We start from the raw sequence: 21,758 nt of genomic DNA on the forward strand, positions 1-21,758 counted from the left end.
ACCGGACGTGACACAGTCGATTGACATGACGACCGCGACGGGTGCGGGAGCGATGGGGACGCGCGCGACGGTGACGTTGTTCGTACGGCTCAAGCTGCGCCTGATCCGCGGCAACCTGCGCGGGGACCTCGCCAAGCAGCTCGGCTTCGTCTTCTCCTGTCTGGCCGCCGGTGTCGTCGCGGTCCTGGGGTTCGTGCTCTTCGCGGTGTTACGGCTGGCGCCGGCGGACATCGCCCGAGACGTCGGCATCGTGGTGTTCACGGTGGTCGCGGTCGGCTGGATCTTCGTGCCGTTGATGGCCTTCGGTCTGGACGAGACCCTCGACCCGGCCCGGCTGACGCTCTTCCCGTTGACGACCAGGCAACTCGTCGCCGGCATGTTCGCCGCTTCGGCGGCCGGCCCCTGGCCGGTCGCGTCGCTGGTCATGCTGAGCGGTGGTGTGGTGGCGCTGGCCTCCGGCCCCGGCGGAGTGCTGATCGGCCTGCCCGCCGTGCTGCTGCAGTTCGCCTTCTGCCTGGTGGTCTCCCGGGCCGTCACCACCGCGCTGTCGGGTGCGCTGCGCAGCCGGCGAGGCCGTGACCTGCTCACGGTCGGCGTCGTCTTCTTCATCGTCCTCACCCAGATCCCCGGCCTGATCATTAACCGGGGGCTCCCGGGGGACCCCAGGGAACTGCTCGCGGCCACGGCGGGGGTGCTGCGCTGGTCGCCGCCGGGAGTGGCCGCGCACGCGATCGCCGACGGCGGGCTCGCCGGTGTCGCGGAGATCGTCGTGCTCGCGGTGGTCGTCGCGGTGCTCGCCTGGCTGTGGATCGTGGCCCTGCGCCGGGCCCTCGTCACGCCGGACTCCTCCTACCAGGGCGGGGCCGTACGGCGGTCCCGAATGGGGTCGTTCCTGCCGGGCGGCATGCTCGGCGCGGTCGTCGCCAAGGAGCTCAAGTACGCCCGCAGGGAGCCGCGGGGGCGGATGAACTGGCTGGTCGCGGTCGTGGTGAGCGCCATCCTGATGTTCTCCCTGCGCGGGCGGCTCGACGCGGACGGCCCGGCGCTCGTGATCGGTCCCGTCGCCCTGGCCGCGTTGATGATGGGAATGCAGGCGGCCAACTCGTTCGGCATCGACGGACGGTCGCTGTGGATGAACGCGGTCGCCTTCGCCACGGTGCGGGACGTGCGCACGGATCTCGCCGGTCGGCATCTGGCCTACGCGATCGTCGCGCTGCCGCTGCTGGCGGTGCTGTCCGTCTTCGCGGCCGTGACCGGCGGTGATCCCTGGCTGGCGGTCGCCGCCACCGCCACGGGGTGGGGGGTGATGGGCGTCGCGCTCGGCGTCGGGGCGATGGTCAGCGTGCTGCTGCCGTACACCTTTCCCGAACGGCTGAACGCCTTCTCGGGGGCCGCGCCGGGGCAGGGCGGACAGGCGTTCGCCGCCACCTTCGCCGCGATGACCGGCACCACAGTCCTGGTGCTGCCCGTCGTCGTGCCGGTCATGTTCGGATTCTCCGTCTGGGCCGTGGTGGCCGTGCCGTACGGCCTGGCCGTGGCCTGGGGAGGCCGCCGCCTGGCCGCCTCGATCGGCTACCGGCGCATCCCGGACATCCTCGCCGCGGTCTCCCGCCCGACATAACCGAAGGTCAAGCGGGGTGACCTTGGTGGTCTAGTCCAATCGGTGGGGCGGGTTCCGGTCGCCGAACCCGATTCGCTAGCCTTCCGAACATGGCCGCCATCGCTCCCTCAGACCGTGACGGAATCCCTGCGGAAGGGCATGCCCCCGCTGAACGTAACAGTGCCGCGGCGGAGCTGCCCGAGGAGATGCGCGCTGACGTGCGCCTCCTGGGCGGCCTGCTGGGCCGAGTGATCGCCGAGCACGGCGGCGCAGATCTGCTGGCCGAGGTGGAACGGCTGCGCAAAGCCGTGATCGCCGCGCGGCGCGGCGAGACGACGGCCGACGAGGTCGCGGCCATGGTCGCCGAGTGGCCCATCGATCGGGCCGTCCAGATCGCGCGCGCGTTCACCTGCTACTTCCACCTCGCCAATCTGGCCGAGGAGCACTTCCGCATCCGCACCCTGCGCCGGCGTGACCGCGACGACGTGTCGGTGCGCGAGTCGCTGGCCGAGGCCGTACGGCGGCTGAGCGACGACGAGCGGCTGCCCGAACTGATTGAGGGCCTCGAGTTCCGCCCGGTGCTGACCGCGCACCCGACCGAGGCGCGACGGCGGGCGGTCGTCACCGCGATCCAGCGGATCAGCGCCCAGCTCGACGCGTACAACACGCCGGGCCGGGGCGCAGCGGAGCGGGACGAGGCCCACCGCCGGCTCCTCGAGGAGATCGACGTGCTGTGGCGCACCGCGCAGCTCAGGGCGAGCAAGCTCGACCCGCTCGACGAGGTGCGTACGGCGATGGCCGCGTTCGACGAGACGTTGTTCCGCACCGTGCCGCTGATCTACCGGTCGTTCGACGCGGCGCTCGAGGCCGGGACCGGCACGCGCGCGCCGCTGTCGCGGCCGTTCATCCGCTTCGGCAGCTGGATCGGCGGCGACCGCGACGGCAACCCCAACGTCACCGCCCGGGTGACCCGCGAGGCGATGCAGATCCAGGCCGAGCACGTCCTCATCGCGCTGGAGAACGCCGCCACGCGGATCGGCCGATCGCTCACGGCCGCCGCCGCCTACACGCCGCCATCCGCCGAGCTGCGGGCCGCGCTGGCGCGGGCGGAAGGCCATCACCCCGACCTCGTGTCCGAGATGGGGACCCGTTCCCCGCAGGAGCCGCACCGGCAGTGGCTGCTGTTCGTCGCCGCGAGGATCGTCGCGACCCGCCGCCGCGACCTCGACCTGGCCTACCGCTCGCCCGAGGAGCTGCTCGCCGACCTGCGGCTCGCACAGGAATCCCTGCGGGGCGCCGGAGCCGTACGGCAGGCCTACGGTGAGCTGCAGCACCTGATCTGGCAGGTGGAGACGTTCGGGTTCCACCTGGCCGAGCTGGAGGTGCGCCAGCATTCCAAGGTCCACGCCGAGGCACTGGAGGAGATCGCGTCCGGCAGGCCGTCGGAGCGCACCGAGGAGGTCCTGGCCACGATCCGGGTGATCGGCTGGATCCAGGAGCGGTTCGGGGTGCGCGCCTGCTCCCGGTACGTCGTCTCGTTCACCCGGTCGGCCGACGACATCGCGGCCGTCTACCAGCTGGCCGCGCACGCGATGGGAGACCGGGCACCGGTGCTCGACGTGGTGCCGTTGTTCGAGTCGGGCGAGGACCTGGACAACGCCACCGAGGTGCTCGACGGCATGCTCGCGCAGGAGTCGGTGCGGCGCCGGCTCGCGGACAACGGGCGGCGACTGGAGGTCATGCTCGGCTATTCGGACTCGGCCAAGGAACTCGGGCCGGCCGCCGCCACCCTGCGTCTTTACGACGCGCAGGCGGCGCTGGCCGCCTGGGCGGCCGCCAACGACGTCCGGCTGACGCTCTTCCACGGCCGGGGCGGGGCGCTCGGCCGGGGCGGCGGCCCCGCCAACCGGGCCGTGCTGGCCCAGGCGCCGGGGTCGGTCGCCGGCCGGTTCAAGGTCACCGAGCAGGGTGAGGTCATCTTCGCCCGCTACGGCCACTCGGCGATCGCCCGCCGCCACATCGAGCAGGTGACGAACGCCGTCCTGCTGGCCTCCACCACGGCCGTCGAGTCGAGCAACGCCGCGGCCGCGGCCAGGTTCCGCGACCTGGCCGAGCAGGTCGCCGGCGCGTCGGAGCGCGCCTACCGGTCGCTGACCGAGGCGCCGGGCTTCCCGGAGTGGTTCGCCCTGGTCAGTCCGCTGGAGGAGATCGGCTCGCTCCGGATCGGGTCCCGGCCCGCCCGGCGCGGCCTGGGCGCTCCGCGCTCGCTCGACGACCTGCGGGCGATCCCGTGGGTGTTCGCCTGGGCCCAGACCCGGGTCAACCTGCCCGGATGGTACGGCCTGGGCAGCGGCCTCGCGGCCGTGGAGTCCCGGGGCGGCCTGGACGAGTTGCGAGCGGCCTACCGCGAGTGGCCACTGTTCGCCGCGATGCTCGACAACGTCGAGATGTCGCTGGCCAAGACCGACCGGGCCATCGCCTCGCGATATCTCGCGCTGGGCGGCCGGGACGACTTCGCCGGGCAGGTCCTCGGGGAGTACGACCTCACCAGAAGGCTGGTGCTCGAGGTGACCGGGCACAGCAGGTTGCTGGAGAACCGGCACGTCCTCTCGCGGGCCGTACAACTGCGCGATCCCTACGTGGACGCGCTCAGCCACCTGCAGTTGCGTGCTCTGTCGGCCCTGCGGGCGGACGTCGGGATCTCCGGCGGCGGCCTGTCGGAAGCGGAGCGCGAGCGCCTGTCCACGCTCCTCCTGCTGAGCGTGAACGGCGTCGCCGCCGGCCTCCAGAACACCGGCTGACGTATTCCGGGGGGTCAGGCGTTGTCATCGGGCGTGATCCGCTCGGTGCCCGAGTAGACGTTGAAGCGTTCCTCGCGCAGGAACCCGACGAGGGTCACGCCGAACTCGCGGGCGACGTCCACAGCCAGGGACGACGGCGCCGAAACGGCACAGACGATCTGGACGCCGGCGGTCACCGCCTTCTGCATGATCTCGTAGCTCGCCCGACCGCTGATCAGCAGAACGTGCCGGTCGAGTGGCAGTCGCCCGCCCAGCAGCGCTGAGCCGACCAGCTTGTCGACCGCGTTGTGCCGCCCCACATCCTCGCGAACCCCGGCCGGCGACCCGTCCGGGGTGAAGAGTCCGGCCGCGTGCAGCCCGCCGGTCCGGCCGAACCCGCTCTGCGCCTTCCGCAGCAGGTGCGGCAGGCCGTACAGGACCTGCGGCGCGACGGCGAAACCCGGTGCCGAGGAAGCGGGTGTCGGGCAGCGGTCCCGTAACGCGTTCAGCGTCGCGGTGCCGCAGACCCCGCATGCACTTGAAGTCAGGAAATGTCGCTCAAGGGTGGCTATATCGGGCAGTGTGGGCAGGTTGAGCCGTACGGTCACCGTGTTGTAACGCTCTTCCGGCTCCAGATCCTCATCCGTGCAGTAGCCGATGGCGGCGATGTCGCCGGGCCCGATCACACCCTCGGCGTAGAGGAAGCCGGCCGCCAGTTCGAAGTCCGCGCCGGGAGTCCGCATGGTGATCGCGACCGTACGGCTCTCGCCCCCGGCCAGCAGCCGGATCTCCAGAGGCTCCTCAGTGGCCAGATCGTCACGGCGATCCCGTACGGCAGAGCCGGAAACCTGGCGGACGCGGGTCCGCGTCACCGGCCCCGGGCGGTGCACCGGCCGCTCTCTACCATCGTCATGCATGCGCTCCTCCAGATCCAGGCCCCTTCAGGCTCCAGGCTGCTGCCCAGCAGCCTGCCATGTTCATATGGACGGGCTTGAGTGGAGTCGTTATCGCCCGGACGGCGGCCAGCGCGTCCTGGGCGCGGGCGTGAGCACGGGCCTCGATCAGCTTGTTGAAGGCCGGCACCCGAAGGGCTGCGCTGTTCTTGGCCCGATCGAACTTAGGGGTGTTCAGCTTCCGGTAGGCCTCGGTCGCGTCCGCTGACAGCCACCCGCAGGGAGCGCACTCGGCGGTCTTGCCGACGTACCGTTCGCCGCTCAAGCGAACAGCACGTGCACCGGACAGCCGAGGCCGGACACCCGCGAAAGCCGAGCGTCGGTTGTCAGCAGGGGGCAACCGTAGGCTTCGGCCGCCGCAACATATGCGGCGTCATAGGTGGTGATGTTGGAGCGCAATTCCCACATGCGAGGGAGTAGGACGCGGGTGAGAGGAACGACCGGAGCGATCTCGCCAAGAGCCGTAATGGCTCCGGTCGCCTGGATCAGGGTGATCTTCCTTCCCAGCAGGTGTCCCTGGACAACGGAGGCAACCTCGGTCATCCAATGCTCTGGAGCGATCCAGCGGTCGTCGTCGGCGAGCGCGGCGCGGCACCTGTCTCCGACCGGTCCCTCGTCCAGCAGGGTGAAGGCGAAGACGGAGGCATCGACAACGATCACTGGTCCACCTCGGGGACGCCGAGTGTCTCGTCCCGCTCCCTGCGTGCGCTGTGCAGGGCTCCCAGAACATCGTCCACTGACAACCTGGTGCCGAATGAACGGCCCGACAGCCGCTGGATGACCGCAAGGTTGTCGTGGCGGCGCACCTCGTCGCCGACGACATCGAGCAGGTATGCCTGCAAGGACTGACCACGTTCGCGTGCTATCGCGGTGAGCTTGTCGCGCATGTCTTCGGGCACGTCACGGATCTGAAGAGCTACCATGCCTCCATCGTAGAGCGACGCATGCGAAAATGCATGCGCTTGTGCTGGTCACGGCATCGGCCACGGATCGCGCGGGAATGTCGGCCATGCAGGCCGGTGGCCCGTCGGGAGCGAGCGGGCATCGGGCGGTCCACCAGCACGGTTGCTCGGTGATGGCGGTCGGCAGCCGATGCGGGCAGTCCGGCAGCCCCTGCAGGTCGACGCCGCCGCCGATGCCGTACCTGAGGGCCGAGGTCGGGCCGAACAGCCCCACCGTCGCGGCGCCCGCCGCCGCGGCGAGCCGTACCGGACCGGTGTCGCCCCCGACGACGACGCCGCCCCGGTCGGCGACGGCGGCGAAGCACGCGGCGAGCTCCCGCAGCCCGGCACCCGGCAGGAACATCCCGCCCACCGCGTCACCAGCGGTGCCGTACGGCACGGCACCCCCGTCAGGCTCGGTAGGGGGCCGGCCGACGATCAGGACGGGGTGGCCGCGATCGGACAGCAGCCCGATGAGCTCGGTCCAGTACGGCCAGTGTTTGACGGCCATTCCGCTGCCGGTGACGAGCACGACCGGCGGGCGGCGAGCGATGGCCGTGCTGCCGGAAGCCGGGAGAAAGCTGCCATCAGCCAGGAGACACTCGCCGAGCAGTCGGCGGCCCCGGGCCAGCTCCGCCGCGGACAGGTGCACCCGCGGCCGGGCCAGGTCGTGCGGGTCATCGGCGCCGAGCAGCCCCTCGGCCTGCAGGATGCGCAGATAGCGCAGCCCGACGGGCTCATCGGGCGGCGGCCGTCGCCACAGATCGGTGACGCATCGGGCACCGGAGGCGGCGAGCAGGCCGGGGATGCCGTCGTAGCGGGTCGTGGTGACGGCGAGGTCCGGGCGGCGTTCGGCCAGCGCCTGCGCCACCGCCTCGCGCTCGGCGCCCGGGCGTCCATGCGCGGGGGTGCGCACCTCGGTGACGGCGGGATCGCCGCGGACCAGCTCCGCGCCCGGCTCGTGGGTGAGCACGCGCAGCGAAGCGCCGGGGTTGCGGCGGGCCAGGGCGTGCACCACGGGAAGAACCATGATCAGGTCTCCGATCCCGCCGAGGAGGTCGACCACGAGGAGGTCGGCGTAACGGTCAGGCATTCCGGCGTCCGTATGCCGCGCCGACCATGCTGTCGTAGAGCTCCCGATGCGCGGCGGCCACCCTCGACCACGAGTGCCGGGCGGCCAGCCGCCGCCCGGACTCGGTGAGCCGCCGCCGCAGCGCCGCGTCGCCCAGCAGCCGCTCCAGCGTGCCGGCGATGGCCGCCGCGTCGCGCCTGGCGGGGATCACGGCGACGGTGTCGGGGAGCACGCGCGGATCGGGGTCGTCCGGGACGGTGATCGCGGTCGGCAGCCCGTGCGCCAGCATCGTGAGCAGTGCCCCGCTCTTGGCGGTGACGCCGGCGGTGAAGGGCAGGACGCCCACGTCGGCGGTGTGCAGCGCCTCTGACACGGCGGCGGCGGGCAGATGGCCGGTGAATGTCACCGCGTCCGCCACGCCCAATCGCTCGGCGAGCGCGTCCAACTCGGCCCGGTAGGCGAGGGCCTCCGCCTCGGGCAGCGCCTGAGACGTGAACCCGCCGATGACCAGCAGGCGCAGGCCGGGACGCCGCGCCCGCAGGCATGCCACGGCCTCCAGCAGATATCGGATCCCCTTGACCGGGTGGACGAACCCGAAGAAGGCCAGCACGTCGCCGTGCCCGTCCAGGCCAGGGCCGCGGCCGTGGTCGGCCACATTGGGGGCCAGCGGGACCTCGATCGGCCGACCCCGGGTCCGCAGGCTCACCTGCCGGGCATGTTCCTGGTTGGTGACCACAATGGCCGCGCTGGCCGGGACCAGCCGCCCGGTCTCCCGGTCCCACAGCCGGGCACGCTCAAGTGGCCGCCAGACGGCGTCCGGCACCCATCCCGGCGCCGCCCACCACCCGTACTCGTGCAGGGTGGTCACCAGCGGCGTGGACGGCGGCAGCAGGGGCGGCAGCAGCCCGGGCAGCCCGGAGAACCGGTACGCCGACGGCGCGAACTGCACGTGGACCACATCGGGCCGCAGCCGCCGCACCTCCCGGGCCGCCCGCAGCGTGGCCGTGAGCCAGCCCACCGCCGAGCCGTCGCCGCGCACCCGGACCGACGTCGCCGCGACCCCGACATCGCCCAGCGCGTGCATCAGCCGCTCGACGTAGTCGCTGACCCCGTCCAGGTCCGCCGGCGCCGGGCCGTGGATCATCGCCACCCTGATCTGGTCCCGGTCCACCGCGCACACCTCCCGATCCCGCCACACCCGGCCGCCCGTACGGCGGCATGCGGGCACTGCCTACCCGTCGAGCCGAAAGCGACACCAGCCTTCGTTTCCTACCCGCCGACGGCTGTCGTTTGCCCTGTTCAGAGGTCGGGTAGCGCCATGAGATGGGGATGGAGCACCCCGCCGCGCTCGCCGGGCCGCCGATCAGATGGCGAGACCTGGACCGCGTGCTCGTCGTGCGCCCCGACAACCTCGGCGACGTGCTGATGGCCGGTCCGGCGCTGCGCGCGCTACGGCACGCCGCTCCAGGCGCCCGGCTGGATCTGCTCGCCGCGCCCGCCGGCGCCACGGCCGCACCGCTGCTACCCGAGGTCGACGCCGTGCTGACCTGCTCGGTCTCATGGCAGGAGGCCGGGTCACGCGATGTGCCGGTCGCCGCGGACCTGGATCTGGTCGACCGCATCGGACGCGGCGGCTACCAGGCGGCCGTGATCCTCACGTCGTTCTCCCAGTCGCCCTGGCCGGCCGGATACCTGTGCCGGTTGGCCGGTGTGCCGGTCAGGGTGGGCATGTCGAAGGAGTTCGGCGGTGCGGGCCTCACCCACTGGGTCCCCTCTCCGCCGGACGATCTGCACCAGGTCGACCGCTCGCTGCACCTGCTGCAACGGGTGGGGGTGCCGCGCGTCGAGGGGCGTCTGCGCATCCGAGTCCCATCCGGGGCGGCGCGCGCCGCCCGCGCGCTGCTCGACCGCCGAGGGCAGGCCGGGCCGTACGCCCTGATTCTGCCGGGGGCGTCCTGCCCGGCGCGGCGTTACCCCGCCGACCGGTTCGCCCGGGTGGCCGGGCGCCTCGCCCTCTCCGGCCTGCGGATCGTCGTGGCCGGGACCGCGAAGGAGGCCTCGGTCGTGGCCGAGGCGGCCGGCGACGTCCCCGGCGCGGTGATCCTGGCGGGAGAGCTCGACGTGCCGGCCCTCGCCGCCACCGTGGCCGACGCCCGGGTGGTGGTGTGCAACAACAGCGGCGGCGCGCATCTGGCCGCGGCGCTCGGCACGCCCGTGGTGGTGCTGTTCGCCGGCACCGAGCAGGTCGGGCAGTACCTCCCGCGTTTCGTCCCGGCGTCGGTCCTGACCGTGCCGACCGGGTGCGCGCCGTGCCGGCAGTTCACCTGCCCGTACGCCCTGGAGTGCCTGGACCTGCCGCCGGAACGGGTCGCCGCCGAAGCCGTACGGCTGGCGGTGCGTGGGCGGCCGTCCGCATGGTCGTCCGTACGGGGGCCCGGATGAAGAGGCCCGCATGAAACGGCTCTCGTTCCTGGTCGTCGGCACGCCGCGGTCGGGGACCACGCTGACCCAGCGGATCTGCTGCGAGCTGCCGCGTGTGGCGATGCCGCCGGAGACGCACTTCCTGCACCTGCTCGCACCCGACCTGCTCGTCCGGCGGCGCTTTCCCCTCACGCCCGAGGATGTCGCCGCCGAGCTGGACCGATTCGCGGCGCTGCCCACTTCGGCCGGGCTCCGGCTCGAGCCTGCCCGGGTGCTCGACCTGATCGGCCCGCGATGCGACCGGCTGATCGACCTGTTCTCGGCCGTCGTCACGGCGCTGCGCCCCCGGCTCACCGACGATGCCGCGCTGTACGGGGAGAAGCTGTACGGGGAGAAGACGCCGGAGCACCTGCTGTGGTGGCGGGCGATGACGGCGGCGGACCCCGAGCTCAAGGTCGTGGGGGTGGTCCGCGACCCGCGTGCGGTCGCCGCCTCTCACCGGGCGGTGCCCTGGGGCATCGGCGACGTGGCAGAACTCGCCGCCGAGTGGGCCTTCGACCAGCGGCGGATGCTCGCCGCGCGGCACTGGCTGGGTCCCGAGCGGTGCCTCGTCCTGCGTTATGAGGACATCGTCGCGGATCCGGTCGCGGCGCGTCTGCGGCTGGCCCGGTTCCTCGGCGTGCCGTTCCGTGACGCGAACCGTACGGCGGCCGCGGCCCCGCCGATCGTCCGGCCCATCGTGCAGGGGTGGGAGTGGTGGAAGGCGCGGGCGCTCGAGCCGGTCACCACAGAGCGGCGGGAGGCGTGGCACGGCGCGCTCAGCGCCGACGAAGCCGTACGCGTCGCGGACGTCGCCGGGCCGGAGATGGCGGCCTTCGGTTACCTGCCCGCTCCGCCGGCGTGCGGCAGCCGGCACGTGCCGGGTGCCCGGCGGCTCGCCGCCAGGCTCGCCCGGATGCGTGATCTGGAGTCACTGCCGGCCGTGTCCGCTCCGCGCCCCTCATATCGAGCAGGGGATCGATAGCCTGGGCAGATGAGGGAATCGCCCTACACCGATCTCGACCGGCCGCCGCTGTCCGAGGCGGCGCTGCGCAGAGCGCTCATCCGTCCGGGAGCGCTGTGGTCGTCCATCAGCGTGGTCGAGCGGACCGGCTCCACCAATGCCGACCTGGCCCGGGCCGCACGCGAAGGGGCCTGTGAGGGCACGGTGCTGGTGGCGGAGTCCCAGTTCGCCGGGCGCGGCCGGCTGGGCCGGGCGTGGGTCGCGCCGCCGAGGTCGGGCCTGTCGTTCTCGGTGCTGCTCCGGCCGGAGGGTGTGCCGCCCACGCTTCAGGGATGGCTGTCGCTGCTGGTCGGGCTCGCCGCCGCCGTAGCCGTACGGCGGGTCGCCGAGCTCGACGTCCGGCTGAAGTGGCCCAACGACCTGCTGGCCGGTGAACGCAAGCTCGCGGGCATTCTCGCCGAGCGGGTGGACACCTCGATCGTCATCGGGATGGGCCTCAACGTGTCCATGCGGCAGGAGGAACTGCCGGTGGACCGGGCGACCTCCCTCGCCGTCGAGGACGCCGTGTGCACCGACCGTGATCCGCTGCTGCGGGCGATTCTGCGGGAGATCGAGTCGCACTACCGGGCATGGGTGGAGGCGGGCGGCGACCCGGACGCCTCCGGACTGCGCTCGGCCTACCTCGCCTGGTCGGCGACGGCGGGGCAGGAGGTCAGGGTCGAACTGCCCGGCGAGCGCGTGCTCACCGGCCAGGCCGTCGGCGTCGACCGGTTCGGCCACCTGCTCGTACGGGCGCAGGGCGAGGAGCATGCCCTGAGCGTCGGCGACGTGGTCCACGTCCGCCCCGCCTCGGCCGGTGAGCTGTGAATCCGGCCGTGGTGATTCCCGTCGACCGGTGATTTTCGCTGGGGCGAGCGGCGGTTGGAGCGACCTTCCCCTGCGCGAACAGCAGGTGCGGATCGAAAGACCGCGATGCGAAGCGGGCTGGAACGTGTCACGATTTGCGCCATGGGTCTCCCCGATCATCACCTGACCGAGGGTGAGCGGATCATTCACGAGTTTCATCCGCACTGGAAGCGGTTGATCCTGCCGATCCTCGCCTTCATCGTCGTCGTTGTCGCCGCCGGCGCGGCGATCCACTTCATCCCGAGTGACTATGGGTACTCGGGGTATGCCCGGATCGCGGTGGCCGTGGTCGCCGTCGTCGCGCTGGCGTTGTGGTCGTTCATCCCGTTCCTGAGATGGAAGACGACCTCGTACACGCTGACCTCGCACCGGCTCGCGATCAGCACCGGCATCCTGAACAAGTCCGATGAGGACATCCCTATGGCGAAGGTCAACAGCGTGAGCTCCGACCAGCGGTTCGTCGAACGGGTCCTCGGCTGCGGCACGCTGCGCGTGGAGTCGGCCTCGGAGAAGGGCGAGATCATTCTCAGGGACATCCCGAGGATCCAGCTCGTCCGGCAGGAGCTGTTCCGGCTGGTGGAGGACGCTTCCGACGGGAACATCGACGGAAAGTAGACGAGATGGCGCGGGCCGCGCGCCGGCTGGGGGAGGGGGACGTGGAGATCAACGGGCGTCCCGGCACCGATGACGTGCGGCGGCTGCTTGTCGGGTCGCCGCCGGTCTACACCCGCCGTCAGCTGGCCGAGGCGGCCGGCATCTCCCGGGACCTGGCGGCGCGGATCTGGCGGGCGCTCGGCTTCGCCACGCTGCCCGATGACGCGGTGGCGTTCACCGAGGACGACCTGTCCGCGCTGCGGCGGATCCGCCATCTGATCGACGCGGGCCTGCTCGACGAGCGGACCGTCATCCGCATGACCCGGGCGCTGGGCCGTACGACCGGCAGGCTGGCCCAGTGGCAGGCCGAGATCATGGTCGAGGCGGTGCTCGACCAGACGGGCCGGCCGGGTGAGGGTGATTTCACCCAGGTGATGGAGACCGTCCGCCGTCTGCTGCCCGACTTCGAGGAGATGCTGGTCCATGTCTGGCGGTCGCAGCTGGCCGCGGCAGCGGGCCGGCTCATGTCGCTCTCCGAGCTCGGCCAGGAGATGGTCCCCTCACGTCTGATGCTCGCCGTGGGCTTCGCGGATCTGGTGGCGTTCACCAGGGTCACCCGGGAGCTCGACGAGCCGGCCCTGGCCGACCTCGTGGAGGGTTTCGAGGCCCTGGCCTCCGATGTCGTGGCGGCGCACGGCGGGCGGCTGGTCAAGACCCTGGGCGACGAGGTGCTGTTCACGGCGGGCGAGCCGCGGGCCGCCGCGCTCATCGCGCTCGACCTGGTGGACGAGATCAAGGCGGGGGAGGACGGGCCGGATGTGCGGATCGGGCTGGCGTACGGCCCCGTGCTCCCCGCGATGGGCGACGTCTTCGGCACGACCGTGAACCTGGCGGCCCGGCTCACCGCCATCGCCCGGCCGGGCACGATCGTCGCCGACGGTGAGATGGCCGGCGCGCTCGGGGGCGTGAGCGCCTTCGACCTGGTCAAGCTGCGCCGCCGTCCCGCACGCGGACTCGGCGTCGTCCAGCCGTACGTCCTGCGGAGGTCCGGCCGGGAACGCTGAACCGGGAAGGAAATGTGGCTCAGCCCACATGCCCCCAACATAGGCAAGCCTTGCCAAAGTGGGTTATCTTAGGTGTGCCTAACCTTCCTGGCTCCACCGAGAGGCCCTCACCGCCATGTACGTCTGCGTCTGCCGAGCCGTGACCGAGAGCGAGGTCCACGACTGCATCGCCGAAGGTGCGAAAACCGCTCGTCAGGTGCGCGACGCGACCGGCGCCGGAGGGGACTGCGCCACCTGTGTCCGTAAGATCTGTGCGATGCTGAAACGGTCAGATGACCTGGTGACCAGCGCATAGACCGAGGGGCCGCCATGCAGGGGGACAGAGAGATAATCACGCTGCTCAACGAGCAGCTGACCGCCGAACTCACCGCGATCAACCAGTATTTCCTGCACGCGAAGATGCAGGAGCACTGGGGATACACGAAACTGGCGAGCTACACCCGGCAAGAGTCCATAGACGAGATGCGGCATGCCGAGCGGCTCACCGACCGCATCCTCTTCCTGGAAGGCCTGCCCAACTACCAGAAGCTGGGCACGCTGCACATCGGGCAGACCGTGCGGGAGCAGCTGCAGGCGGACCTCGACCTCGAACTGGGGGTGGTCGCGCGGCTCCGGCCCGGGATCACGCTGATGCGGGAGCGTGGCGACGTCACCTCCGCCCGGATCTTCGAGGACATCCTCGCAGACGAGGAGCACCACATCGACTACCTGGAGACCGAGCTGAGCCTCATCGAGAGCCTGGGCGAGGCGCTCTACCTTCAGCGCTATGTCGGAGATCCTTCGGCGTCGTCCTGACGCCCCCTTCGCAATCACCGCAATCTTCCGGGTCGCCGGACTTCCGGACCATCGCGTTCACGTCCGCACGCCGAGCCGCCATGGCGGTGCGGCGGCGGACCGGCGAATGCTGTTTACCGTGACACATGGGATTTGGGGCACTTTGCGAGATGGGCGAGAAATGCCCGGATCGGGGTGCCCCGTTGCGTACTGACTATCCCGGATTTATCAGTGTTTGCCCAGGTCAATTGATGGGTCAATGACAAGTCAAACTGCGCGCTGTAGCCGGGAAACGAACGCTTAAGGTCCTACGATCGCTTGCATGACCTGCGTACTTCTCGCCGAGGATGACACCTCGATCTCGGAGCCTCTGGCGCGCGCTCTGCGCCGGGAGGGTTATCAGGTAGAGGTGAGCCCGGACGGCCCGCAGGCCCTTGAGAGGGCACTGTCGGGAGGCGTCGATCTGATAGTTCTCGATCTCGGCCTGCCAGAGATGGACGGGCTGGAGGTCGCCCGCCGTATCAGGGCGGAAGGGCACGGCACTCCCGTGCTGATCCTCACCGCCCGCGTCGACGAAGTCGACACCGTGGTCGGGCTCGACGCCGGTGCCGACGACTACGTGACCAAACCGTTCCGCCTCGCCGAGCTGCTCGCTCGCGTACGGGCACTTCTGCGACGCGGTACGTCCGAGACGCCGGTGGTGCAGGGCGTCCGCATAGACGCCGACTCGCGCCGGGCGTGGATGGGAGACAAGGAGCTGCACCTGACCACCAAGGAGTTCGACCTGCTGCGCGTGCTCGTACGGGACGCCGGCAAGGTCGTCACACGCGAGCAGATCATGCGTGAGGTGTGGGACACGAACTGGTGGGGGTCGACGAAGACATTGGACATGCACATCTCGTGGCTGCGCCGAAAGCTGGGGGACGACGCGGCGAAGCCGCGATACATCACGACGGTCCGAGGGGTCGGTTTCCGTTTCGAGCGCGAGTAGGCCGCCGTGCGGTGGTCAGTGGGGAGGAGCTAGCCCGTGCGCCGGCGCTTGCTGTCCTCGATGTTGCTCGTGGCGGTCATCGCCGTCGTGCTGTTAGGCGTGCCCCTGGGCGTGCTCGTCGTGCGACTGATCAACGACGAGGCCGAGCAGGTGCTGCGGGCCGAGGCGACGCGGCTGCTCGTCGGGGTGGAATACTCCGTCAGCCAGCAGCAGAAGATCGATCCGCACCAGCTCGCGAAGAACTATACGGATCGGTACATCCAGGTGTACGTCCGGGGGAACCGGCCGATCGCCGTGGGGTCGCCGCCGCCACCCGGCCGCGAGCTGGTGCAGGAGGCCCGGTCCGAGGCCGGCTACGTCCGGGTGGCCCAGGACTCGGCCCAGATCGAGCAGGACGTCCGGGCTCGGATGGTGCTCATCGTCGCGCTCGCGGTCATCGCGCTCGGAGTGGCCGTCGGCCTCGCGACCGTCACCTCACGCCGTCTGAGCCTCCCGCTCCAAGACCTGACAAAGATCGCGGAGCGGTTGGGCTCGGGTGACGCCAGACCCAGCCGGCACAGCTATGGCATCCCCGAGGTCGATCTGGTCGCGGAGGTGCTGGATCGGAGTGCGCTGCGGATCTCCGACCTGCTCGCGCGGGAGAGGGAGTTCGCCACCGACGCCTCGCACCAGCTCCGCACCCCGCTCACCGGGCTGACGATGCGCCTGGAGGAGATCGTCGGCGCGGCCGACCAGCCCGAGACGGTACGCGAGGAGGGGGAGGCCGCCATCGTCCAGGTGGAGCGGCTGACCGCGGTCATCGACGAGCTGCTGGCCGCGGCGCGGCGGCAGCGCCATGCCCAGACGGGTCCGATCAACGTGGACGACGTCGTGGAGCAGCAGATCACCGAGTGGGAGCCCGCCTTCCGTCGCGCGCAGCGCGCAGTCGTACGGCGGGGAGACCGGGGGCTGAGCGCCCTCGGTACGACCGGCGGGCTGAGCCAGGTCCTGTCCACGTTGATGGAGAACTCGCTGGAGCACGGCGCGGGCGTGCTGACCATCTACACGACGAGCACGGACAGATCGGTCGTCATAGAGGTGGCAGACGAGGGGCCGGGCATCCCGGAAAGCCTTGGGCACAAGGTATTCGAACGCAGCGTGAGCGGCGGGGGCAGCACCGGGCTCGGCCTGACGCTCGCCAGGGCCCTGGTCGCGGCCGACGGAGGCAGGCTGGAGCTGGTCAAGCGCCGCCCGGCGACCTTCGCGATCTTCCTGCGGCACGCCCGCGAGTACGGCCGTCACCGGGTGGTGAGCGGGCCGGCCTGAGGGAGGATCTCAGACGGCGGTGACCGGTCCCGCGTGCGCCTGCGCCGTTTCCGGGGACCTCTCCGTGTCCTTCTCCTGAGGCGTCTCCTGCGGCTGGGCCTGCCCGACGGCCTGTGCCTGCGGGCCACCCTCCTCCCCGGCCGGGGAGGAGAGGCTCGGCGGCAGATCGGCCGGGGTCTCCGGCAGCGCCAGGAACACCCACTTCTTGTAGGACCAGAAGCGGAACAGCGTGCCCAGCCCCACGCCGATGAACCGGGCGACGTTGTAGCTCACCGGGTCGTCCATCCTCAGCACGTAGGTGGCGAACGCGGCCAGGATCGCCGGGGGCAGCAGTCCGACGCCGTTGAGCACGAAGAACAGGACGTACTCTCGGACCATCCCGCTCTGCTTGCGATGACGGTAGGTCCAGAAGCGGTTGCCCAGGTAAGCGAAAGTCGCCGCCACGATCGTGGACGCGACCGAGGACTTCACCGGCCCCATGTCGAGGCCGAAGCGCAGCAGATTCGCGCCGCCGAAGTCGATGACGAAGGCGATGGCGCCCACCGTCCCGAACTTCAGCAGCTCATGGACGAGTGACGCGAACCGCTCGTAAGCGTGTCGGAGGAACTGCACGACCCGGCGGTCCTTCCTGTCGGCGGCGAGGTGCTCTCAGGGCTGAGATGTTTTCAGGCCGAGGTGCTCTCAGGCTACCGGTACGGCACGGCCAGGAGTGGGCCGCTGCCCGTAGATGACGCTCCGCCGCAGGTCAGCGAAGAATATTTCATGAAATATCTCGTTATCGAGGTCAATTAAGTGTCGTTCAGGGCCGTCCCATCGGTCGAAGACGTTGCCGGTCACGAGCCCGCCCGATGGTGCCGGCCACCGGTACTCCTTCCGGCTTCCTGAGATGCCCGATGGGCTCCGTCCGCTCAACCCCGTCCCGTGAGAATCAGCTGACGCCGATGCTCACGGGACGGGTCCTCCGGCCTACTTCCTGTTGGCGAGGGTGTGGGCGACCAGGGCGTTGGCGTGGCCATGTCCGAGGCCATGCTCGGTCTTGAGCCAGCCGACGAGCTCCATGTGCCTGGTCAGAGGCGAGGAGTCGATGAGGTCGATCCAGTCCTGAACGGGGCGCCCGTACTTGGCCTCGATCGCGGGAAAGTAGCTCGCGGGGTTGCCCTTGGACGGTGTGGTCATCGGAGACCTCCGAGGAAACCCCCGCCTTCAGGCGGGGAGGAATCGGACTCCCTGCGGAGCAGGGCACGGGCAGGCGATTCGCCAGCAGGCGAACCGTCTGAGGGTCGGACGAGTCTGAGGGTCAGGCGAGGGCCGTGTGGATGATTTCGGCGCACGCGACGACATCGATCGCCAGACCCTGGTGGTCACCGGGGAAGGCGAGCGGCTCGACGCCGAGCCGTTCGGCCAAAGCCCGCGCCGACAAGGCGGGAACACCGTCTCCCGAAGCCGTTCCGACGCCGACGGCGACAGGAACGGGGCCGGAGCGCAGCGCGGTGATGTCAGGGGCAAAGCGCAGCACGGGCAGCAGGATGTGGGCCAGGAAGTGGTCGAGGTTGCCCTGGATGCGGCCCATCGCCTCCAGAGCTTCGGGCGGCAGCTGGGAAGGGTCGGGCATCGCCGGGGGCGCGGCGTCGAGGCCGGCGACGGTGGCGATGAACTTGCCCATCGCCGCGCCCGCGCCCTGGTCACGGTAGGTGTCGTACACGTCCTGGAACACCGCCCGCCAGTGGTCGCGGTCGGGCAGCAGTTCGGGGAGGGGCGGCTCGTGCACGACCAGGGCGCGCACCTGTTCGGGGTGGCGTGCCGCCAGGTCCAGGGCGGTGAGCGCGCCGCCGCTGTTGCCTACAACGTAGGCCGGCCCGTCACCCAGGGCGGCCAGCAGGCGGTGAGCGTCGTCGCTGAAGACAGCAACGTTCTGGTCGGCCGGCGGTTCGGTCAGGGTGCTGCGCGACAGGCCTCGCTGGTCGTAGGTGACGACGGTGTAGCGGCCGGCCAGGCACGCCGCGAGCCCGGCCAGTGCCCCGGCGTCTGCGGGTGCGCCGGGGATCATCAGCAGCACCGGCCCGGCTCCCCGGACCTCGTAGTGCAGGCGTGCGCCGGGAACCTGGAGCATCCTGGTCTCGACCTCGGTCTGGATGTCGTTCATCGATGTCTTCCGTTCTTGGTCAGCGGGGTAGATCAGGCGGGCTGGTAGGTCAGGTCGAGCACGCCGGTGGTGAAGGCGGTCGAGCGGGCGAGCTTGAGGGGCACGGGCGTGGTGTCGTCGGGGAACAGGCGCTGTCCTGCGCCGACCACCAAGGGGTGGACCAGCAGGCGCAGCTCGTCCAGGAGCCCGGCCCCGAGCAGGGCGCGGACCAGGCTGATGCTGCCCGCGACCGAGATCGTGCTGCCAGGTCGCTCCTTGAGTTCTTTCACCGCGGCGACGACGTCGCCCTCGATGAGGGCCGCGTTGGTCCAGCCGACCTCGGTGAGGGTGGTGGAGGCGACCAGTTTGCGGATGCCGTTGATCGCCTCGGCCATCTCGCCGGTCTGGTGCGGCCAGACGGCGGCGAACGCCTCGTAGGTCACCCGCCCCAGCAGCAGGGTGTCGGCCTCGGCGTACATCTGGCCGACCGCCGCCCCCATCTCCTCATTCAGGTAGGGGTAGTGCCACGTCTCGGGCGCCTCCACCACGCCGTCCAGCGAGATGAACAGCCCGGCCACGATCTTCCGCGCCGTCATGCGATCACTCCTCACAAATCATCAGGTGGACCGGCTGGATAGCCGAACGAGAAGCAAGTTTGTCTTTTGCAAGCAAGCTTTGTCAAACGAAGTTCGCTATAGGATTGCAGCATGATGGCTCGTGAGTACAGACAGTTCTGCGGCCTGGCCCGCGCGTTGGAGATGGTCGGTGAACGCTGGACGCTGCTGATCGTCCGCAACCTGTTGTCGGGACCCCAGCGCTACACCGACCTGCGCAAGGGGCTGCCGGCCATTCCGACCAACATCCTGTCGGCCCGCCTCAAGCAACTTGAAGAGGCGGGACTGGTCGTCCGCCGCGCGCTGCCTCACCCCGAGCGTGCGGTCGTCTACGAGCTCACCGACTACGGACGCGACCTCGAACCGGCGCTGATCGTGCTCGGCCGCTGGGGTGCCCGCACGATGACCGAGCCCCGCCCCGGCGAAGTCCTCACCGCTGAGTCGGTGGCCATGGCCTTCCGCACCACTTACCGGTCGGAAGCGGCCCAGGACGCCACCGTCGGCTACGAGGTCCGCATGGGCGAGTTCACCCTCCGCCTACAGATCACCGCCGGAGCCCTGACGGTCGGCATCGGTCCGCACCCGGCCCCGGACCTCATCGTCGAGAGGCTGAACAACCAGGGGATCTACGAGCTCATGGTCGGCGCCAAGACCGCCGACCAGGCACTCACCGACGGCAGCGTGCGGGCGGAGGGCGATTCCGCACTTCTCCACCAGTTCGTCGAAATGTTCCGCTTCTGAGCGACCATCCAGCGGGATGCAAGTCGTCCACAGCTCGCAGCACGCCACATGCCGGCGACGCCGCCCCCGGGTGCGGCCTTCGAGCAGGCGCGGCAGCAGCCGGGCGGTGCCGATGACAGGGCCGCTTCACGCACCGCCGGGGGCGGCGCACTTTCCCGCAATCGGTAGGCTGGCCTGTCGTGAACAGCCCGAACGTTCCTCTTTCCGCTGAACGCCCGGAGATCGACCCGTCGGCGGGCCCCGTGGTGGGCATGGTCGGCGCGGGTCAGCTCGCCCGCATGACCCAGCAGGCCGCGATCGCGCTCGGCATCGAGCTGCGCGTGCTGGCCAACGCGCGCGACGAGAGCGCCGCCCGGGTGATCGCCGACACCCGCCTGGGCGACTACCGCGACCTCGGTGATCTCCGCGAGTTCGCCAAGGGGTGCGATGTCGTCACGTTCGACCATGAGCACGTGCCGACCGAGCACATCCGGGCGCTGGCCGCCGAAGGCATCGCCGTACGGCCCGGGGCCGACGCGCTGGTCCACGCCCAGGACAAGGCGGTCATGCGGGAGCGACTCACCGCGATCGGCGCGCCCTGCCCCGCCTGGTCGCGGGTCTCGTCCCTGGCCGACGTCGAGGCGTTCGCCGAGGAGCACGGCTGGCCGGTCGTGCTGAAGGCCGTACGCGGCGGCTACGACGGACGCGGCGTGTGGGTGTGCGCCTCGGCCGATGAGGCGCGTGAGGCGCTCGCCACCGGCATCGCGCTGCTGGCCGAGGCCTTCGTGCCGTTCGAGCGGGAGATCGCCGTGCTGGTCGCCCGGTCCCCGCACGGCCAGGGGGTGAGCTACCCGGTCGTGGAGACCGTGCAGCAGGACGGCATCTGCGTGGAGGTGATCGCTCCCGCGCCCGGATTCCCGGCCGAGGAGGCGGCGGTCGCCCAGCGCGTCGCGCTCGGCATCGCCCGCGACCTCGGCGTGACCGGGCTGCTCGCGGTCGAGATGTTCGCCACCAGGTCGGGCCTGGTCGTCAACGAGTTGGCCATGCGTCCGCACAACAGCGGCCACTGGACCATCGAAGGGGCCAGGACCTCCCAGTTCGAACAGCATCTGCGCGCCGTGCTCGACCTGCCGCTCGGCTCGCCGTCGCTCGCCGCGCCCGTCGTCGTCATGGCCAACCTGCTGGGCGGGCCCGACCCGGACGTGTTCTCGCGCTATGAGCACGTGCTCGCCAACGACCCCGGCATCAAGATCCATTTCTATGGCAAGGCCGTACGGCCCGGCCGTAAGATCGGGCATGTGACCGCGCTCGGCACGGACCTCGACGAGGTGCGGGCCCGGGCCCACCACGCCGCCGTCTGTTTGAGGGGACCGCTGAATGGCTGACGTCGGGATCGTCATGGGAAGCGACTCGGACTGGCCGGTCATGCGGCAGGCCGCCGAGGCGCTCGCCGAGTTCGGCGTGCGGTTCGAGGCCGACGTCGTCTCGGCGCACCGCATGCCGGCCGAGATGATCGAGTACGGCTCGCACGCCGCGGACCGTGGGCTCAAAGTGATCATCGCCGGCGCCGGGGGAGCGGCCCACCTCCCCGGCATGCTGGCCTCGGTCACCCCGCTGCCGGTGATCGGGGTGCCGGTGCCGCTGAAGTACCTGGACGGGATGGACTCGCTGCTGTCCATCGTCCAGATGCCCGCCGGGGTTCCTGTGGCGACCGTGGCCATCGGCGGGGCGAGAAATGCCGGGCTGCTGGCCGTACGCGTTCTGGCCGCTTCAGACGAGGGTCTGCGGCAGCGGATGGAGGAGTTCCAGGCGGCGCTCAAGGCGCAGGCGTACGCCAAGGGCGAGCGCCTGCGCGCCGAGGCCGCCGACCTGCACGCCCGAGACCACCACGCCTGAGA

24 protein-coding genes are annotated in these 21,758 nt (G+C 70.8%); 14 read left to right on the plus strand and 10 right to left on the minus strand.

The genetic code is table 11. The features are described 5' to 3' along the window. Positions 1-7 precede the first annotated feature (7 nt). Together ACFHYQ_RS21680 and ACFHYQ_RS21685 are read left to right on the plus strand one after the other, a co-directional pair. A complete protein-coding gene (locus ACFHYQ_RS21680) occupies positions 8-1,621 on the plus strand; it encodes a hypothetical protein (RefSeq protein WP_394302949.1) in 1,614 nt (537 codons plus the stop codon). Between the two features lie 89 nt (positions 1,622-1,710). Beyond that, positions 1,711-4,401, plus strand: coding sequence for a phosphoenolpyruvate carboxylase (locus ACFHYQ_RS21685; RefSeq protein WP_394302950.1), 2,691 nt, complete (start codon positions 1,711-1,713; stop codon positions 4,399-4,401). Between the two features lie 14 nt (positions 4,402-4,415). Here the strand turns inward: ACFHYQ_RS21685 and fdhD are convergent, their stop codons facing one another. The 6 genes from fdhD to ACFHYQ_RS21715 are packed head-to-tail and all read right to left on the minus strand — an operon-like array spanning position 4,416 to position 8,517. Continuing rightward, on the minus strand, positions 4,416-5,297 hold the full coding sequence (gene fdhD / locus ACFHYQ_RS21690) for a formate dehydrogenase accessory sulfurtransferase FdhD (protein ID WP_394302951.1): 882 nt from the start codon (positions 5,295-5,297) through the stop codon (positions 4,416-4,418). Beyond that, a complete protein-coding gene (locus tag ACFHYQ_RS21695; protein ID WP_394302952.1) occupies positions 5,290-5,598 on the minus strand; it encodes a hypothetical protein in 309 nt (102 codons plus the stop codon). The genes fdhD and ACFHYQ_RS21695 overlap by 8 nt, the downstream gene beginning before the upstream one ends. After that, positions 5,595-5,993, minus strand: a complete 399-nt coding sequence (locus ACFHYQ_RS21700; protein WP_394302953.1) for a type II toxin-antitoxin system VapC family toxin — start codon at positions 5,991-5,993, stop codon at positions 5,595-5,597. Before ACFHYQ_RS21700 ends, ACFHYQ_RS21695 begins: the two co-directional genes overlap by 4 nt. Further along, positions 5,990-6,256 carry a hypothetical protein gene (locus tag ACFHYQ_RS21705; protein ID WP_394302954.1) on the minus strand — a complete coding sequence of 89 codons (267 nt, stop codon included), beginning with the start codon at positions 6,254-6,256 and terminating at the stop codon, positions 5,990-5,992. The genes ACFHYQ_RS21700 and ACFHYQ_RS21705 overlap by 4 nt, the downstream gene beginning before the upstream one ends. Next, positions 6,234-7,367: a glycosyltransferase family 9 protein gene (locus ACFHYQ_RS21710; RefSeq protein WP_394302955.1), complete on the minus strand. Its 1,134-nt coding sequence runs from the start codon at positions 7,365-7,367 to the stop codon at positions 6,234-6,236. Before ACFHYQ_RS21710 ends, ACFHYQ_RS21705 begins: the two co-directional genes overlap by 23 nt. Beyond that, on the minus strand, positions 7,360-8,517 hold the full coding sequence (locus ACFHYQ_RS21715) for a glycosyltransferase (RefSeq protein ID WP_394302956.1): 1,158 nt from the start codon (positions 8,515-8,517) through the stop codon (positions 7,360-7,362). The genes ACFHYQ_RS21710 and ACFHYQ_RS21715 overlap by 8 nt, the downstream gene beginning before the upstream one ends. Before the next feature lie 158 nt (positions 8,518-8,675). Here ACFHYQ_RS21715 and ACFHYQ_RS21720 point away from each other — a divergent pair, with 158 nt between their 5' ends. The 9 genes from ACFHYQ_RS21720 to ACFHYQ_RS21760 all read left to right on the plus strand — a co-directional run bounded on the left by ACFHYQ_RS21720 (position 8,676) and on the right by ACFHYQ_RS21760 (position 16,404). Further along, entirely contained in the window at positions 8,676-9,788 is a 1,113-nt protein-coding gene (locus ACFHYQ_RS21720) for a glycosyltransferase family 9 protein (RefSeq protein ID WP_394302957.1), read from the plus strand. A 10-nt stretch (positions 9,789-9,798) separates the two neighbouring features. Further along, positions 9,799-10,791 carry a sulfotransferase family protein gene (locus tag ACFHYQ_RS21725; protein WP_394302958.1) on the plus strand — a complete coding sequence of 331 codons (993 nt, stop codon included), beginning with the start codon at positions 9,799-9,801 and terminating at the stop codon, positions 10,789-10,791. A gap of 9 nt (positions 10,792-10,800) precedes the next feature. Then, positions 10,801-11,637, plus strand: a complete 837-nt coding sequence (locus tag ACFHYQ_RS21730) for a biotin--[acetyl-CoA-carboxylase] ligase (RefSeq protein ID WP_394302959.1) — start codon at positions 10,801-10,803, stop codon at positions 11,635-11,637. A gap of 141 nt (positions 11,638-11,778) precedes the next feature. Further along, positions 11,779-12,291 carry a PH domain-containing protein gene (locus ACFHYQ_RS21735; RefSeq protein WP_394302960.1) on the plus strand — a complete coding sequence of 171 codons (513 nt, stop codon included), beginning with the start codon at positions 11,779-11,781 and terminating at the stop codon, positions 12,289-12,291. Positions 12,292-12,296: 5 nt separating this feature from the next. After that, positions 12,297-13,334 (plus strand): adenylate/guanylate cyclase domain-containing protein, encoded by a 1,038-nt coding sequence (locus tag ACFHYQ_RS21740; protein WP_394302961.1) that lies wholly within the window; start codon positions 12,297-12,299, stop codon positions 13,332-13,334. A gap of 115 nt (positions 13,335-13,449) precedes the next feature. After that, on the plus strand, positions 13,450-13,629 hold the full coding sequence (locus ACFHYQ_RS21745) for a (2Fe-2S)-binding protein (protein ID WP_204016190.1): 180 nt from the start codon (positions 13,450-13,452) through the stop codon (positions 13,627-13,629). A 14-nt stretch (positions 13,630-13,643) separates the two neighbouring features. Next, positions 13,644-14,129 carry a bacterioferritin gene (bfr, locus tag ACFHYQ_RS21750; protein WP_394302962.1) on the plus strand — a complete coding sequence of 162 codons (486 nt, stop codon included), beginning with the start codon at positions 13,644-13,646 and terminating at the stop codon, positions 14,127-14,129. A gap of 301 nt (positions 14,130-14,430) precedes the next feature. Continuing rightward, positions 14,431-15,099, plus strand: a complete 669-nt coding sequence (locus ACFHYQ_RS21755) for a response regulator transcription factor (RefSeq protein WP_030451323.1) — start codon at positions 14,431-14,433, stop codon at positions 15,097-15,099. A gap of 36 nt (positions 15,100-15,135) precedes the next feature. Then, positions 15,136-16,404, plus strand: coding sequence for a sensor histidine kinase (locus ACFHYQ_RS21760; RefSeq protein WP_394302963.1), 1,269 nt, complete (start codon positions 15,136-15,138; stop codon positions 16,402-16,404). 9 nt (positions 16,405-16,413) lie between these two features. Here ACFHYQ_RS21760 and ACFHYQ_RS21765 read toward each other — a convergent pair whose 3' ends face one another. The 4 genes from ACFHYQ_RS21765 to ACFHYQ_RS21780 form a co-directional block, all read right to left on the minus strand. Further along, a complete protein-coding gene (locus ACFHYQ_RS21765) occupies positions 16,414-17,016 on the minus strand; it encodes a GtrA family protein (protein WP_394302964.1) in 603 nt (200 codons plus the stop codon). A gap of 354 nt (positions 17,017-17,370) precedes the next feature. Next, positions 17,371-17,580: a DUF4287 domain-containing protein gene (locus ACFHYQ_RS21770; RefSeq protein ID WP_394302965.1), complete on the minus strand. Its 210-nt coding sequence runs from the start codon at positions 17,578-17,580 to the stop codon at positions 17,371-17,373. A gap of 121 nt (positions 17,581-17,701) precedes the next feature. After that, a complete protein-coding gene (locus ACFHYQ_RS21775; RefSeq protein ID WP_394302966.1) occupies positions 17,702-18,547 on the minus strand; it encodes an alpha/beta hydrolase in 846 nt (281 codons plus the stop codon). Between the two features lie 32 nt (positions 18,548-18,579). Continuing rightward, the gene (locus tag ACFHYQ_RS21780) at positions 18,580-19,122 is read right to left on the minus strand and encodes a dihydrofolate reductase family protein (protein WP_394302967.1); all 543 of its coding nucleotides are present in this window, start codon (positions 19,120-19,122) and stop codon (positions 18,580-18,582) included. Positions 19,123-19,233: 111 nt separating this feature from the next. Here ACFHYQ_RS21780 and ACFHYQ_RS21785 point away from each other — a divergent pair, with 111 nt between their 5' ends. From ACFHYQ_RS21785 to purE, 3 genes are all read left to right on the plus strand, one after another. Further along, complete coding sequence (locus ACFHYQ_RS21785; RefSeq protein WP_394302968.1) at positions 19,234-19,881, plus strand: winged helix-turn-helix transcriptional regulator; 648 nt, start codon at positions 19,234-19,236, stop codon at positions 19,879-19,881. A 179-nt stretch (positions 19,882-20,060) separates the two neighbouring features. After that, positions 20,061-21,245 carry a 5-(carboxyamino)imidazole ribonucleotide synthase gene (locus ACFHYQ_RS21790; RefSeq protein WP_394302969.1) on the plus strand — a complete coding sequence of 395 codons (1,185 nt, stop codon included), beginning with the start codon at positions 20,061-20,063 and terminating at the stop codon, positions 21,243-21,245. Next, positions 21,238-21,756 (plus strand): 5-(carboxyamino)imidazole ribonucleotide mutase, encoded by a 519-nt coding sequence (purE, locus tag ACFHYQ_RS21795; protein WP_394302970.1) that lies wholly within the window; start codon positions 21,238-21,240, stop codon positions 21,754-21,756. Before ACFHYQ_RS21790 ends, purE begins: the two co-directional genes overlap by 8 nt. Positions 21,757-21,758: the final 2 nt, after the last annotated feature.

It is taken from the genome of Sphaerimonospora cavernae (assembly GCF_042435035.1).
Lineage (GTDB): Bacteria > Actinomycetota > Actinomycetes > Streptosporangiales > Streptosporangiaceae > Sphaerimonospora > Sphaerimonospora cavernae.